Source organism: Hydrotalea lipotrueae (genome assembly GCF_019249625.1).
Classification (GTDB): Bacteria; Bacteroidota; Bacteroidia; order Chitinophagales; family Chitinophagaceae; genus Hydrotalea; species Hydrotalea flava.
The window spans coordinates 36,308-51,336 of the sequence record NZ_JAESDL010000010.1; the positions used below are offsets into that span (position 1 = coordinate 36,308).

Genomic DNA, 15,029 nt, shown 5'->3' on the forward strand with positions numbered 1-15,029 from the left:
GAATTAAACGCATGATCATTGGTAAAATGTGGAGCATACTTGCAATCCGGATTGTGATTGCATTAGGCCTTGTTGGGGGGAGGCACTAAAATATCGGGACTGAATTGAATGGGAAGTTTCTCGGAGCGTTGAATGTAAACATCCAATGCGTTAAAGGAAAGGATATTGAAATGCTGATTAGTGTTATAAAGCAAATTATACAAAAAATTGAATTTTTTGATGGTATCTTTTTCAAGACCTTGGCCATGTGCCAACTCTTCGGTAATGGAATTATTGAATAAAAGCGCACCCACCTGCTTAATCGGAATGATTTGCAGGGAAATAGTTATTAATAAAAAAGCAGCGATCAGTGGTTTTAGCATCGCAGCGAAAATAACAAAATTTAAAAAAGAATATGTTGCTTAAATCATAAAATTACATAGGGTAGCAAATTTTATTGAATTAAATATTCAATCCGCCGCATACACTCAACACCTGACCGGTGATATAACTGCTTAAATCACTCGCTAAAAAAAGGGTTGTGTTGGCTATTTCTTCTGGTTTACCAAAACGGCCCAACGGTATTTTACTGAGGAATGTATTACCTGCATCGCCCTCTTTCAAATAAGCAGTCATATCGGTTTCAACAAATCCGGGTGCAATGGCATTGCAACGAATATTACGACTACCTAACTCAGCAGCAATTGATTTTGTAAAACCAATGATACCCGCTTTACTGGCAGCATAACTACTTTGTCCGGCATTGCCACGAATGCCAACAATAGAACTCATGTTGATAATGCTGCCGGCTTTGGCTTTCATCATGGGTCTAATTACCTGTTTGGTAACATTATACACACTATTTAAGTTGGTATTGATTACATCATTCCATTGATCCGGACTCATACGCAATAACAAATTATCTTTTGATATGCCGGCATTATTTACACAAACATCAATGGTTCCAAATTCTTTTAGTACTTCATTAATGAACAATTCTGAATCACTATAGCTGGCTGCATTGGTTTGATAAGCTTTAGCTTTTACACCCATTGCTTCTATTTGTTTTACCAGTTCGGCTGCTTTATCTGCGCTGCTATCACTAACATAGGTAAAAGCAATATAACTTCCCTGTTCGGCTAATTTTAAAGCAATTGCGGCTCCTATGCCTCTGGCTGCGCCAGTAATTACGGTTGTTTTTCCTTCTAACAATTTCATAAAAGATACACTTGTTTTATGTTTTGATAATGAGTGTGATGAATGTGTTTGCATTGCATTCATTCTTTCGAATACTGTTTTTGTGGGATAAAAATAATATTATTGTTTAAACTCTTCCCGCATAAGTTGTAATAATTCATCCACATATATTCTGTTGTTCGACAAGCGAGGCACTTTATGTTGGCCGCCTAATTTGCCTTTGTTCCGCAACCATCCATTAAAAATATTTTTTTGAACAGCATGTACAATGGGCTTCCGTAAGGCAATATCTTTCTGGCGTTTGGCCTCGTAATCACTATTTAAAGATTTTAAAGCGCAATCCAATTCAAATGCAAAATGTTCCATATTTTGGGGCGGCCTTTCAAATTCTATCAGCCATTCATGTGCACCGTTTTGTTCATCGTTAAAATATACAGGGGCTGCAGTATATTCACTTATAATGCTATTTGTTTTTTGGGCAGCAATGGCTACGGCTTTATCAGTATTATCTACAATTAATTCTTCACCAAAGGCATTGATAAAATGTTTTAACCGCCCACTTACTTTTATTTTAAAAGGGAATATTGATGTAAACTGAATAGTATCGCCGGTGAGATAGCGCCATAAACCGCCATTGGTTGAAATAACCGGTGCATAGTTTTTTCCTATTTCTACCTGCTTCAATCCAATAGTAATGGGTGTTTGTTTTCCATATTCCTCAACAGGCATAAATTCATAAAAAATACCATAATCTAAAAACAGTAACATGCCTTCTTCCTGTGCATCGTTTTGTGCAGCAAAAAAACCTTCACTGGCATTATATAAATCTAAATAAAATATACTTTTCCCAATCAGCTTTTTAAATTGTTCCTGATAAGGAACAAAGGAAACACCACCATGCAAGTATAATTCTAAATTCGGCCAAACCTCACTCAAAGTATTTTTTCCGGTAATTTCAAGAATACGTTTAATCAGCAATAAAGTCCAGGTAGGCACTCCGGAAATAGAAGTTACATTTTCCTGAATAGTGGTTTGTGCCAAATATTCAATTTTACTTTCCCACTCATCCATTAATGCAATGGATAATTCGGGGGTGCGTATCCACGAAGCCCACATTGGCGTGTTTTGTAACAATACGGCACTTAAATCGCCATATTGAGCCTCATCATTAATAGGACTGATTTGATGACTTCCACCAATCACCAATCCCTTCCCCGTTAGTAAGTCGCTTTCCGGATTAAATTTATAATAAAGGCTAAGCACATCTTTCGCAGACTGGTAATGGCAATCCTGTAAACTTTCTTCTGTAATGGGAATAAATTTACTTTTATCGCTGGTAGTGCCGCTACTTTTGGCAAACCAATAAACCGGTGTATTCCATAATAAGTTTTGCTCGCCCTGCATCAGTCTTTCAATGTAAGGCTTTAAATCTTCATATTCGTTAATGGGTATCCGTTGTTTAAATTCTTTAATGGTGAATAAATTATTCATACCATATTTTCGGCCAAACTCCGTAAACTGCCCGTGGGTAACCAAATCTTGCAACACATCGCGCTGGGTAGCAATGGGATTTTGCATCCACTGTTCAATACGCCAGTTTCGCAACCGTGCAAATCTTGATATGGCAGGACTAAGCAGTTTCATTCAAATAGGGGTTGCAGCAATTTAAGTAAACAATTTTACAGTAAAAAGATTATTCTTCTATCGCTTCTGTAAAACCTTCAGTGGTTTGTTTCATGGCATTATCTCTTTCCATTTCAATAATCCAGTCTTTTCTGCGCAGTTCAAAGTTAGTACCGAGGTATAAACGGCGTACCTTTTCATCCTGCGCCAATTGTTCGGCTGTGCCATGTTTAAATATCTTCCCTTCAATCAGCAAATAGGCCCGGTCGCAAATAGACAGGGTTTCATTTACATTGTGATCGGTAATGAGGATGCCGATATTTTTATACTTTAATTTGGCTACTACTGTTTGAATATCTTCTACAGCAATGGGATCAACCCCTGCAAAGGGCTCATCTAATAATATGAATTTAGGATCAACAGCCAGTGCACGTGCTATTTCCGTACGTCTTCTTTCACCTCCGCTTAAACTATCGCCATTATTATGTCTTACATGATGTAAATTAAATTCATTGAGCAACTGTTCTAATTTTTCATGACGCTGTTTTTTAGAAAGATTCGTCATTTCCAAAACAGCCATTATATTATCTTGTACGGTTAATTTTCTAAATACACTGGCTTCTTGCGGCAGGTAACCAATACCCATTTGTGCCCTTTTATACATAGGTAATTTTGTAATATCGGCAGTATCTAAAAAAACACGTCCTTCATCGGGCTTAATTAAGCCCACTACCATGTAAAACGTTGTGGTTTTACCGGCGCCGTTGGGACCTAACAACCCAACAATTTCGCCTTGTTTTACATTTACGCTTACCTTGCTTACAACGGTTCTGCCCTTGTAACTTTTTACTAATGCTTCTGTATGTATGGTTAAACTCAATGAATAATATTTTTAGCAAAAATAGATGGAGAACATTGATATTATTGCGAATTTATTGATTTAGCGAAAGATTATGATAGAACTGCACATAAAAAATCCCGGCAGTGGTCAATTGCCGGGAAAAATTTATAACCGCCAATTGCCTTTTATTGATTGTGTGAACCGATATAGAAAGCACCGGCAGCCAATCCTAAATCTTTTAATAGCATGGTCATTGACATAGCTTTCATTTGAGGGTCAGTGGCATGCATCATTCCGGGCAAATGCAATAATATTACAAACAAAAACAGCATAAGCCCTAATAAATAGCAGGCTAAACGGGTTTGTTTGTTAATAATAATAGCAATAGCTGCCAGAATTAAAGCTGTACCTACCAGATATACCCAAAAAACTGCAACAGGCAAGTAACCGGGAACATACCCTGCCATTGCATCACCCATTCTAAAATGATTAATGCCAAATACGGCTATTACCAATGCAAATACAATACTGGAAATACGAGAAACCATGTTTTTGTTCATAGTTAGGAGTTTTGATTTAGGCTTTAAGGTAAAAATCATTTTTCATATTTGCAAGTGGCACAAAAAAAACACCTCGAAAAGAGGTGTTAGTGGTTATAAATTAATGGCTATTTAATTTTTATAATTTTTCTGGCCGCATTTGGGGGAATAATAAAACATCTTGTATAGAAGGCTGGTTGGTCATTAACATACACAACCTGTCAATACCAATTCCTATACCCGAAGTAGGAGGCATACCATATTCTAATGCACGTAAAAAATCATAATCAATATACATGGCTTCTTCATCGCCGCGTTGCATTAATTGCAGTTGCTCTTCAAAGCGTTCCCGCTGATCGATCGGATCGTTTAATTCGCTGTAAGCATTGGCAATTTCTTTTCCGTTCACCATCAATTCAAAACGTTCAACCAAACCGGCTTTACTGCGATGCTTTTTGGTAAGCGGGCTCATTTCAACCGGATAATCAATAATAAAAGCAGGTTGTATGTATTTGTGTTCGCTGGTAGCACCAAAAATTTCATCAATTAATTTTCCTTTTCCAATATTGCCTGGAACATCAATATGCAGTTGCTGACAAACTGCACGCAGGCCGGCTTCATCCATTTGGCTAATATCAATACCTGTATTTTCCTGAATGGCTTCAAAAATACTGATGCGTTTATAAGGCGCTTTGAAATTAATGATTGTTTCACCCACCTGCACTTCAGTGGTACCATGCAAAGCCAATGCAATTTTTTCCATGAGTTGTTCGGTTGTTTCCATCATCCAGAAATAATCTTTATAAGCAGTATACCATTCCAATACTGTAAACTCAGGATTGTGTGTTCTGTCCATCCCTTCATTTCTGAAGTTTCGGCTAAACTCATACACCCAATCGAATCCGCCAACAATTAATCTTTTTAAATATAATTCGTTTGCAATTCTTAAATACAATGGAATATCCAATGCATTGTGATGGGTAATGAAGGGCTTTGCAGCTGCACCACCGGGAATAGGCTGTAATACCGGCGTATCTACTTCCAATGCACCCTTTTCATTTAAAAATGTGCGGATGGTATTGATGAGTTGCGTACGCTGCACAAAATTTTCTTTTACAGAAGGATTAATGATTAAATCAACATACCGCTGGCGGTACCTGAATTCCGGATCGGTTACTTCATCATACACATTCCCTTCATCATCGCGCTTTACAACCGGAAGTGGTTTTAATGATTTAGTAAGCAGTGTAATGGTTTGTGTATGTAATGAGGTTTCACCGGTTTTTGTTATGAACACAAAACCGGTTGCACCAATAATATCACCAAGGTCTAAACCATGTTTAATTACATCATCCCAAAAGCTTTTGTCTTCACCGGGGCAAATATCATCGCGCTTTACATACAACTGAAAAATACCTTTGCTATCCTGAATTTTTATAAAGAAAACTTTTCCTTTATCGTTGATGCTCATGATTCGGCCGGCCACACAAACGTTTTGAAAATTATCTTTATTTTCCTCACTGAAGTTGACTTTAATATCAGATGAATAATGTGTAACGGGGTATAAGGCTGCAGGATAAGGTTCTATGCCTGCTGCTTTTAATTTTGCTAATTTTTCTCTGCGAATTAGCTCTTGTTCACTCAGTTGTACACTCATAACTTAGAAAATTAATGGCTGCAAAGATAAGTGCAAAGCAGCTATGCCATTCGCAGCGTTGCATTACTTTTTATTCAACCAGCACTTGTTTCAATGAAATCGTGTTTCAAAGGAAATAAATCTTTACAAATGCTATTCACAAAAAATGAGTGTTGGTAGCAGGCACCAATACAAACCATTGTTTATGGATACATTTAAACAGTTCGTCTGCTCCTTAATTTATCTGCCGCAAAAAAACCTCGATATCTCTGTATCATGTAATATTCGCATTTCTCCCGGCAATAAGCCCCCCAATGTTAAATGTCCAATTCTGTGGCGAATGAGCCGTAGGGTAGGAAATCCAACAGCAGCCGTCATTTTACGCACCTGTCTGTTTTTGCCTTCTTTCAAAATTATTTTAATCCAGGGTGCCGGAATATTTTTTCGAAATCGTATGGGTGGAAAACGATCGGGCACCTGTGGTGCAGTTACAAGCAGCTCAGCTTTGCAGGGTAAAGTTCGATATTGCTTGCCATCTACCTGAATATTTACACTATTTTGTAATTGAAAGATTGCGTCAGGTGTAATAGCGCCATCTACTTGTACCCAATATTCACGTTCATGCGCAAATGCAGGATCTAATAATTTCTTATTGATGCTGCTATCGTTGGTGAGCAGCAATAAGCCTTCACTATCAAAATCTAAACGACCAACAGGGTATACATTATCAGGAACCGAAAAAAAATCTTTCAAACATTTTTTATCATCCGTTGCTGTAAACTGCGATAATACCTGAAATGGTTTATAAATAATGAAATATTGATGAACAGTGTGTTTCATACAATTTGTAAAAGTTGTTTTTTAATGCAACATTTGTAATGTACATCCAATTTTTTATGTTTAAACTTGCACTATTTTTTTTGAATGGATGGTGTTGATTTTCTATTACAATAAAAATCCCGCAGAAGCGGGACTTTATATATGGATGGGTTAGTAAGTACGGGAATACAATTCCCACCACAATATTATAAAGAGTTTTTTCCAATACAAAAAAAATTGCAAACTATTTTATTCACATCTTTAAAAAAAATGTGAATAGCGGAGTACAGATCTTCAAAATTTTTGTTCTAAAAACTATAGCGCACTACTTTCAATTGTTTGCATTTAACTTTTTACAAATAGCTGTAATATCGATGAACAGTGCATTTCAAAAGAAACTGTTTTATAAATTTTGAATAACAAATTAAAAAATCGAAGCGTTTTTACATAAAAAACACAACGTTTATATTTATTCTGCAACAAAAAAATTTATAACAGCAAGCAGATTTAACTTTGCATTTTACACTCATAAATAGAATTATGAAATTTCCTACACCTGTAACCTTAACCTGGATGGCAACATTGATTGATGCTGAAGTTGTTGGCAATGCTGCTGTAACCCCCACCGGTATAAATGAAATTCATAAAGTTGAACAAGGTGATATTGTATTTGTAGATCATCCAAAATATTATGACACTTGTTTACAAAGTGCTGCCAGTGTTATAATTATTAATAGCAAAGCAGTACAAATACCGGAAGGAAAAGCATTGTTGTACACAGCCGATCCGTTTGAAGCGTACTTAAAAATTGTAGATTATTTTAAACCATTTACACCTTCAGAAAAAGCAATTAGTAGTTCAGCAAAAATTGGAGCAGGCAGTGTGGTAATGCCCAATTGTTATATTGGCAATCATGTTGTAATCGGTAAAAACACCATCATACATCCCAATGTTACCATTGGTGATGACTGTATTATTGGAGATCATGTTGTAATACAATCAGGCACCGTAATTGGCAGCGATGCTTTTTATTATAATACAAAAAAAAACAGACCTGTATGGTTTAAGCGCATGAAAAGTTGCGGGCATGTTGTAATTGAAGATTATGTGGAAATAGGCGCAGGTTGTACCATTGACAGAGGTGTAACTTCTGAAACTAGAATTGGTCGGGGTTCTGTTTTAGACAATCAGGTACATATTGGGCATGATACCCTTGTTGGCAAAAATTGTTTGTTTGCTGCACAAGTAGGAATTGCAGGCGCTGTGGTAATTGAAGATGGGGTTACTTTATGGGGGCAGGTAGGTGTAAGCAAAACTTTAACCATTGGCGAAAATGCTGTTGTACTAGCACAGGGCGGAGTACCGAGCGATTTAGAAGGTAATAAAGTGTATTGGGGTACCCCCACACAGGAGGCCGCAGTTAAAAGAAGAGAATTGGTTTGGATAAAAAGAATTCCGGAGTTATGGAAAAAAGTAATGGATACACCATCATAATCCATACTTAGCTTTTAACTCACCACATATTCTTTCAATGGCTGCATCAATGGGTGTGTATTCAAAATTTACAGCATAGGTAAGAAAGCGGAGATTATCGTATGTAACTTTTGTTAATGCAGTTTTAGCCGTTTCTTTTGTAATCAGCGGTTCTTGTTTCGTAAAAAATGCTTTTGCTGCTTCTATTCGCCAAACTATTTCTGCTAAAAAAGGAGTTACTTTTCTATGTGGTGGTTTTACAGCAAAGTGATGGGCAATGCTTGTTAAAATTTCTTTGTAACTTTTATTTTCACTACTAATTATAAAACGTTCTTTGTTGCAAGTACCACGCATGCAAATGAGCATGGATCTTACTACATCTTTTACATCTACAAAACCGCTGGTGCCCTCTGTATACCAGGAATAACCATGGTATACTTTTTTAAATAATTCTGTAGAGCCGGTATTCCAATCGCCTGCCCCCAATATCATGGAAGGATTTAAAATTACGGCATTCAACCCTTCGCCGATTCCGCGCCATACCTCCATTTCGCCTAAGTATTTTGTTCTGCCATATTCACTGTTACTGGTGGCCATGCTCCATTTCATTCTTTCAGAAACAGGTCTGCCTTCCCGCATTCTACCCAGCGCAGCTACTGAACTAACATGAATTAATTTTTTTATGTTTTTTTCTAAGCAAACATTCACCACATTAGCGGTACCTTCTACATTTACTTTGTACAACAACTTTTTCTTGGCCGGATTAAAAGAAACAAGTCCTGCACAATGGTAAACCTGTTCCACATTTTCCATAGCAGCAGATAACGCTTCCACATCTAATATATCGCACTTTACCCATTCTAATTTATTGGCCAGATGAGGGGGCATGTTGTTGTGATAGATTGCTTTTACGGAAAAATCTCTTCGCAGTAACTCCTCAATTAAATGAGTGCCCAATAAACCTGAACCTCCGGTTACTAAAATCATAGCAGTTTTTATTAATTACAATTTAAACACAATTGAACGAACAGGGAAAGTACAAAAAATTTATTTCCCCCAATAAATTTCAGAAAGAATAATTGATAATAAAGTTAAAGAGCGAAAGATTTGCCTTGTTATACACATATTTTGGGTTATTGTAGGTATCGCCATATCCTTTTTTGTAGGTGTACAAAAACTCAGCATCAAACCCTGCTAATTGCTTATTGAACTGATACCTCAGGTCAAGATTCAATTGGCCGTAAGATGGCATGCCATATTTATTCATGGCAGTATTTTTTACATCGGGTAGGGCAAAATATTCCAATTGGCCTTCCAGCAGCAATTGTTTAGCCATTGCATTCCATTTTACATTCCACATCACAGCATTCAAATTGCCGTTGCCTTCATTTCTTTCGCGATATATAAAAGTATAAAAGGGTTCAATACCCCATTCTCGGGGATTGAGAAAACAACCATTATCTGTAATACGGGTATAATTCAAAGTGGTTTCACATCGTTTATTTTTCAATCCCACTCTCCCTGAAAGAACATAGGCTACATTGCCTTTCTGCATATAGGTTTTATCTTGATTTTGATTACCGCCATCATGAACCGAATACCGGTAAAGAAAACAGGCTTTTGCTGAATTGTTTCAGGCATGTAGTTGAATTCGGCAAGCGAAGTATTGAATATATTTTCAACAAACTGCTCCCAAAGTTTAATACTTACATTTTTATTGAAATGATGCGTAATGCCGAATAAACCAATACCGGCTCCGGAAAGATTACCCCTGTAATTACCTACTGTTCCATCTGGATTAATGCCTTGTGCATACCAACCTATTGAATTGGGAACAAAAAACCATTGTATGGTGCTGCGCGGCAAAATGTTGTATAACCAGCCCCCTCCCCTTCCCAAATTGTTTTGTTACGGTTATATTTCAAATACAAGCCATCTTCAAAAATTGGGCGCATACGGCCGTCTTGCGGATTAATAAATGGAGTATGCAGCAATTATTTTCCCAATATAGCTTGAAAATTTTTGTGCTGATACTTTAAATAAAAATATTCTAACTTATCCAGATTATTGGTTTGCGAAGGATTTTATATGTTGAATAATCCAATTTCATAACGATTGGGGGAGCCAGTAATAGAATCGGGTTTTGCAAGATTGGAGGAACACAGATTAAAAGTATAAAAACCACCCAGGCCGAATTTAAAATGATGGAATGACGCCGTTTGATATTTGATACCGCCACCAAAAGCATTGGCATAATAATCAGATAATTGCCCCTCGTTGATGGCCGAAATAAAAAAGTATCGGAAACGCCCTTCAATACTGCCTTTCCGAAAAGAGCGTGCAATAAAGTGGTTGTATCGTTTTGTTTTGGCTCTTCCCTATGCTCATCGTCGGCCAATGAAGTATCTGCCGTTTGTGCTGTTGCGTCAACTGCCGTAAATTGTGCGAATAGCAACCATAAAATTGCATACAATTTTTTTGCATAACAAAATTATTCTCTTTACTGCAAGCAAATATTTAAAAGCCGGCTTTGATATAACTCCAGCCATCTTGTTGGCGGATAACCAGTTCGGCTATACCTGCGGCTACTGTTTGCATGCCGGGGATGAGTTGTGTTGCTGAAATATGATTGGCATGCAACATATTTTCACACACTTTAATTACAACACCCTGTTCCATTAATTGCAAAATAGCCTCTCGATTAGGATTGTTATCATTCAAACAAAAAGCGCTGCTACCGCCATGGCAAACCATTGCTATTGTAACTTTACCCGGCAAAGCATGCAATAAATTATTTATTTGTCCAATAATACTTTTATACACCCTTGGTTCATCAGAAGTTAATTGAATAATAGCTTTGTAAGGTTTCATACCAAATAAATTTGCAAATGTTATTCCTAAACGGCATACCATTTACGTAATGTTGAGAGATTATTTATCTATGCCTTCTAACCTTTGCTGGAGCTGTTGCAATTGCTGCTCTATCTGCATTAATTTATGAATGATAAGAATGTGTGTATGTACCGCATCAATACCTACCACACTATCTTTACTGGTAATGGACTGTTTAATTTTTTCGTAAGCAGCCATATCAATATTGTTAATATTTATTTCCATACAGTAATTTTTATTGTTTAAATACGCACTGAATACTTGTTTTAATGCGTTTGAATACACTGTTTTTTGGAGCGGGCGGATAGCCAAGCTTTGTTAATTGTTGTTTAATTTCATCGGTTTGTAAACCAATGCCGGTAATGGTAACCATGCCGGTTGCCTGGTTCACAGAAACATGCTGTACGCCCGGCATGGAGCCAATATTTTTTTCGATGGCAGCTACACAGCCGCCACATTTTATGTTCTGTACCTGAATATCAGCAGAGGTTAACATATCAATTTATTTTAAAGCACTCAAATTAATTCAACATTAGTACTGTTTAAGGTTGCATTTTAGTTGGCTTTGCCGAACGCTTTTGAAACATTCCAAAAACAAGCGCACCCAACATGGCAAAATACAGCGTACTATTTATCGGTTTTGAGGTAATTAAGCAGGTGCCGGTTGCACAACCTATAAAGTAATAGTACAAATAGCCTGCAACACCACCGGTAATTGCACCGGCTATGTATAATTTATTTTTGATGATCCACTTCTTCATAAGTAACTTCTTCTGTTGCTGCCTGATGATTGATTGTTTTGCGTTGATAAGTGTTGGTACTGCAGCCACCAACACCGCAACAGCCTATATTCGCCAAAGCCATGTACGCTACTATTCCCCCGAATATACCCAGTAACCAATCGTGCGACAAAAAGGCCTGCGTAATGGCAAAACCTGCAATAGCAAGACGTATAATCCGCATCAGGTTCCAGCCGTATTTCAATTGATTTAACATTTTTTTAAATTTAAAATGTATTTATAATTTTTTCTCCAACATAAACCAGGCACCGCCATTGTATACTTCAATACCGGCAGCAGATAACACAGATTTAGCCATGCCGCTTCTGGCACCACTACGGCAGCAGGTAATTACCGGCTTATTTTTTTTCTTCAGTTCGGCTGTTTTTAATTTGATTTGATCAACCGGAATATTAATAGCCCCGCGAATATGGCCTGTTTTAAATTCTGCAGGTGTTCTAACATCAATAATAATAGCACCACGGTTTTGTAATTCCCGATAATCTACTTCTTTACCTGAAAATAATTTTTTAAGAAATGAAAGCATAACTGATTTTTTAGTTTAACATAAATTGCATATCCAACAATCCACCACCGTTGTATACTTCGTTGATTCCGGATTGTTTTAACATTGACATGGCCATACCACTACGTGCCCCACTGCGGCAATAAACCACAATTGGTTTTGGCAACTTTTTAAATTCTTCTAAACGGTTCTGGACTTCATCTAATGGAATGTTGATTGCACCGGGCACATGGCCGCCTTGAAACTCCATTACCGTGCGTACATCTACAATACTTGTTGCTGAATTGTTTACGATTTCTTTTAATGTTGACATATGTTTTATTTTTCCGTATTTATTTGGTTTTACAATAAAGTGCTTGGGCATACATAATCGGTAACAGGAAACTTACCGCTTTCTTTAATAGCAGTAAAGCCGCCTTTTACATCAATTAAATTATCAAAACCTCTTGCCCGCAAAATAGAATTAAAAATCATGGAGCGGTAACCACCGGCACAATGCACATAGTATGTTTTATTTTTATTAATCAAGCTCATGCTGTCATTTATAAAATCGAGCGGTGCATTTTCGGCATCTACTACATGTTCGCTTAAATATTCACTGTTTTTGCGTACATCTAAAATAGCCACTTCTTCTTGTTCCATTTTTGCGGCCAGCTCTTCAGGTGTTATGGATAGAATGATATCTACTTCTTTACCTGCTTCTTTCCAAGCCTGAAAACTCCCTTTCAGGTAACCAATGGTATAATCATAACCCACCCGGGCCAATCGGGTAATTACTTCTTCCTCTCTACCTTCATCTGTTACCAATAAAATTTCCTGTTTAATATCGGGAATCATGGCACCCACCCAAGGCGCAAAATTTCCATCAATACCAATATTAATAGCATTGGGAATAAAGCCTTGCGCAAATACCTGAGGGTCGCGGGTATCTAAAATAATGGCACCTGTTTCGTTGGCTGCAGCTTCAAAAGCATTGGGAGAAAAAGCATGTTGTCCGCGTTCCAGCACCTTATCAATACTTTCATAGCCTTGAATATTCAACATTACATTCAAAGGAAAATATGCAGGTGGTGGAACCAATCCGTTTGTTACTTCTTTAATAAATTCAGCCTCCGTCATATCTGCACGCAGTGCATAATTGGTTTGCTTTTGATGGCCGAGTGTATCGGTTGTTTCTTTACTCATATTTTTTCCACAGGCACTACCTGCACCATGTGCAGGATATACAATTACATCATCCGGTAATGTCATTATTTTGTTACGAAGTGAATGAAATAAATGCGCCGCTAATTTATTCTGTGTTAAATCAGCTACTACTTTTTGAGCCAAATCGGGCCTTCCCACATCGCCAATAAACAAGGTATCGCCACTAAATAACGCGGTTGGCTTGCCGTTTTCATCTTTCAACAAATAACAGGTACTTTCCATGGTATGTCCGGGTGTATGCAATACCTGAATGGTTACTTTACCCACTTTTAATTCTTCACCATCTTTTGCTGCATAAAAATCAAATGCCGGTTTAGCATTGGGGCCATACACAATGGGAGCACCTGTTTTTTTAGATAAATCAAGATGCCCGGATACAAAATCGGCATGAAAATGCGTTTCTAACACATATTTTATGATAGCACCATTTCTTTCTGCTTTTTGAATATAGGGTTCTACCTCACGAAGCGGATCAATGATCACCGCTTCGCCATCACTTTCAACATAATATGCGCCCTGTGCTAAGCAACCGGTATAAATTTGTTCAACTACCATAAGCATATTTTTAAAAAATTAAAATTAATAAAACGATTCAGTATGAATAGTGACTCATATCACAAAACAATATTTTATTAATGCAACCACAATTCTTTAACAATAATATAAATACCCATTACCAATACAAACCATCCAAAGCCTTTTTTCAATTTATCTCCATGAATTTTTTTACTTAACCATCCACCTACGAAGATACCGCCAATAGCGATGATCGTAACAATTGTCAACAGCTTCCAATCCATTTCAAAATGGCCTAAATCACCGGTAAAACCAATTAATGAATTGAGTGCAATGATAAACAAGGAAGTACCTACTGCCTCTTTCATTGGCAAGCCCACCAACAATACCAGTGTAGGTATTAATAAAAATCCACCACCAGCGCCTAACAAACCGGTAATAAAACCGATACCAATACCATAAACCAACAATTTGGGGATATTAATTTTTTTATCGGGTATTACATCAGTTATTTCTTTTTTGTTGCCATTGCGCATCATTGACAAAGATGCCACTACCATTAAAATAGCAAAAAGCACCATTGTCATAATATTTTCTGTAATTACAAAAGAGCCTATGGTAGCTATTTTTTTGGGTATGGCAGGAATAAAAAACTTTCTTGTTAAAACCACAGTAGCAATAGAGGATATACCAAATAACAAACCGGTTTTAATACGCACCAATCCTCTTCTGTAACTGTTATAAGCACCCACCAAACTGGTAGAGCCTACCACAAATAAAGAATAAGAGGTTGCCAAAAGCGGGCTTACACTAAATAAATATACCATAACCGGTACCGTTAGTATTGAGCCGCCGCCACCTATTAAACCGAGCGATATACCTATTAAAGCCGATGCCAAATAACCAAAAATAAACTGCATGGATAAAAATTTATTTGTAAAAATGGCTTTTATTACTGCATTGTAAAGTGACATGAATCACAGACAACACAGCCATTGAAATT

General features: G+C 37.1%; 21 protein-coding genes. 1 reads left to right on the forward strand and 20 read right to left on the reverse strand.

The window, feature by feature from the left end:
* Positions 1-62: 62 nt before the first annotated feature.
* The 7 genes from JK139_RS07625 to JK139_RS07655 all read right to left on the reverse strand — a co-directional run bounded on the left by JK139_RS07625 (position 63) and on the right by JK139_RS07655 (position 6,655).
* The gene (locus JK139_RS07625) at positions 63-362 is read right to left on the reverse strand and encodes a hypothetical protein (RefSeq protein ID WP_074417841.1); all 300 of its coding nucleotides are present in this window, start codon (positions 360-362) and stop codon (positions 63-65) included.
* 79 nt (positions 363-441) lie between these two features.
* The gene (gene fabG / locus JK139_RS07630) at positions 442-1,197 is read right to left on the reverse strand and encodes a 3-oxoacyl-[acyl-carrier-protein] reductase (protein WP_075051520.1); all 756 of its coding nucleotides are present in this window, start codon (positions 1,195-1,197) and stop codon (positions 442-444) included.
* 99 nt (positions 1,198-1,296) lie between these two features.
* On the reverse strand, positions 1,297-2,820 hold the full coding sequence (locus JK139_RS07635) for a GH3 auxin-responsive promoter family protein (RefSeq protein WP_075051508.1): 1,524 nt from the start codon (positions 2,818-2,820) through the stop codon (positions 1,297-1,299).
* 49 nt (positions 2,821-2,869) lie between these two features.
* Positions 2,870-3,679 carry an LPS export ABC transporter ATP-binding protein gene (gene lptB, locus JK139_RS07640; protein WP_074420760.1) on the reverse strand — a complete coding sequence of 270 codons (810 nt, stop codon included), beginning with the start codon at positions 3,677-3,679 and terminating at the stop codon, positions 2,870-2,872.
* Positions 3,680-3,825: 146 nt separating this feature from the next.
* Complete coding sequence (locus JK139_RS07645; RefSeq protein ID WP_218330961.1) at positions 3,826-4,200, reverse strand: DoxX family protein; 375 nt, start codon at positions 4,198-4,200, stop codon at positions 3,826-3,828.
* Between the two features lie 118 nt (positions 4,201-4,318).
* A complete protein-coding gene (gene lysS / locus JK139_RS07650; protein WP_218330962.1) occupies positions 4,319-5,836 on the reverse strand; it encodes a lysine--tRNA ligase in 1,518 nt (505 codons plus the stop codon).
* A 219-nt stretch (positions 5,837-6,055) separates the two neighbouring features.
* Positions 6,056-6,655, reverse strand: a complete 600-nt coding sequence (locus JK139_RS07655) for a pseudouridine synthase (RefSeq protein WP_074420762.1) — start codon at positions 6,653-6,655, stop codon at positions 6,056-6,058.
* A gap of 519 nt (positions 6,656-7,174) precedes the next feature.
* Between JK139_RS07655 and JK139_RS07660 the strand changes: the two genes are divergently transcribed.
* A complete protein-coding gene (locus tag JK139_RS07660) occupies positions 7,175-8,128 on the forward strand; it encodes a UDP-3-O-(3-hydroxymyristoyl)glucosamine N-acyltransferase (RefSeq protein ID WP_074420763.1) in 954 nt (317 codons plus the stop codon).
* On the opposite strand, the gene JK139_RS07665 is transcribed toward JK139_RS07660, so the two are convergent.
* From JK139_RS07665 to JK139_RS07725, 13 genes are all read right to left on the reverse strand, one after another.
* Entirely contained in the window at positions 8,123-9,094 is a 972-nt protein-coding gene (locus tag JK139_RS07665; RefSeq protein WP_074420764.1) for an NAD-dependent epimerase/dehydratase family protein, read from the reverse strand. The genes JK139_RS07660 and JK139_RS07665 overlap by 6 nt on opposite strands.
* 79 nt (positions 9,095-9,173) lie before the next feature.
* Entirely contained in the window at positions 9,174-9,662 is a 489-nt protein-coding gene (locus JK139_RS07670; protein ID WP_074420765.1) for a hypothetical protein, read from the reverse strand.
* On the reverse strand, positions 9,644-10,006 hold the full coding sequence (locus JK139_RS07675; protein ID WP_074420766.1) for a hypothetical protein: 363 nt from the start codon (positions 10,004-10,006) through the stop codon (positions 9,644-9,646). The genes JK139_RS07670 and JK139_RS07675 overlap by 19 nt, the downstream gene beginning before the upstream one ends.
* A gap of 151 nt (positions 10,007-10,157) precedes the next feature.
* Positions 10,158-10,580 carry a hypothetical protein gene (locus tag JK139_RS07680; RefSeq protein WP_143439525.1) on the reverse strand — a complete coding sequence of 141 codons (423 nt, stop codon included), beginning with the start codon at positions 10,578-10,580 and terminating at the stop codon, positions 10,158-10,160.
* Between the two features lie 44 nt (positions 10,581-10,624).
* Positions 10,625-10,978, reverse strand: a complete 354-nt coding sequence (locus tag JK139_RS07685; protein ID WP_074420768.1) for a DsrE family protein — start codon at positions 10,976-10,978, stop codon at positions 10,625-10,627.
* A 60-nt stretch (positions 10,979-11,038) separates the two neighbouring features.
* Complete coding sequence (locus JK139_RS07690; RefSeq protein ID WP_074420769.1) at positions 11,039-11,224, reverse strand: hypothetical protein; 186 nt, start codon at positions 11,222-11,224, stop codon at positions 11,039-11,041.
* Between the two features lie 10 nt (positions 11,225-11,234).
* Entirely contained in the window at positions 11,235-11,495 is a 261-nt protein-coding gene (locus JK139_RS07695; protein ID WP_074420770.1) for a heavy-metal-associated domain-containing protein, read from the reverse strand.
* 46 nt (positions 11,496-11,541) lie between these two features.
* Entirely contained in the window at positions 11,542-11,760 is a 219-nt protein-coding gene (locus JK139_RS07700; protein WP_074420771.1) for a hypothetical protein, read from the reverse strand.
* Positions 11,735-11,995, reverse strand: coding sequence for a hypothetical protein (locus tag JK139_RS07705; protein ID WP_074420772.1), 261 nt, complete (start codon positions 11,993-11,995; stop codon positions 11,735-11,737). The genes JK139_RS07700 and JK139_RS07705 overlap by 26 nt, the downstream gene beginning before the upstream one ends.
* Before the next feature lie 21 nt (positions 11,996-12,016).
* On the reverse strand, positions 12,017-12,325 hold the full coding sequence (locus JK139_RS07710; RefSeq protein WP_074420773.1) for a rhodanese-like domain-containing protein: 309 nt from the start codon (positions 12,323-12,325) through the stop codon (positions 12,017-12,019).
* A gap of 10 nt (positions 12,326-12,335) precedes the next feature.
* The gene (locus JK139_RS07715; protein ID WP_074420774.1) at positions 12,336-12,617 is read right to left on the reverse strand and encodes a rhodanese-like domain-containing protein; all 282 of its coding nucleotides are present in this window, start codon (positions 12,615-12,617) and stop codon (positions 12,336-12,338) included.
* A gap of 29 nt (positions 12,618-12,646) precedes the next feature.
* Complete coding sequence (locus JK139_RS07720; RefSeq protein WP_074418262.1) at positions 12,647-14,065, reverse strand: MBL fold metallo-hydrolase; 1,419 nt, start codon at positions 14,063-14,065, stop codon at positions 12,647-12,649.
* Positions 14,066-14,142: 77 nt separating this feature from the next.
* Positions 14,143-14,946 (reverse strand): sulfite exporter TauE/SafE family protein, encoded by an 804-nt coding sequence (locus JK139_RS07725; RefSeq protein WP_074418261.1) that lies wholly within the window; start codon positions 14,944-14,946, stop codon positions 14,143-14,145.
* Between the last annotated feature and the right edge of the window lie 83 nt (positions 14,947-15,029).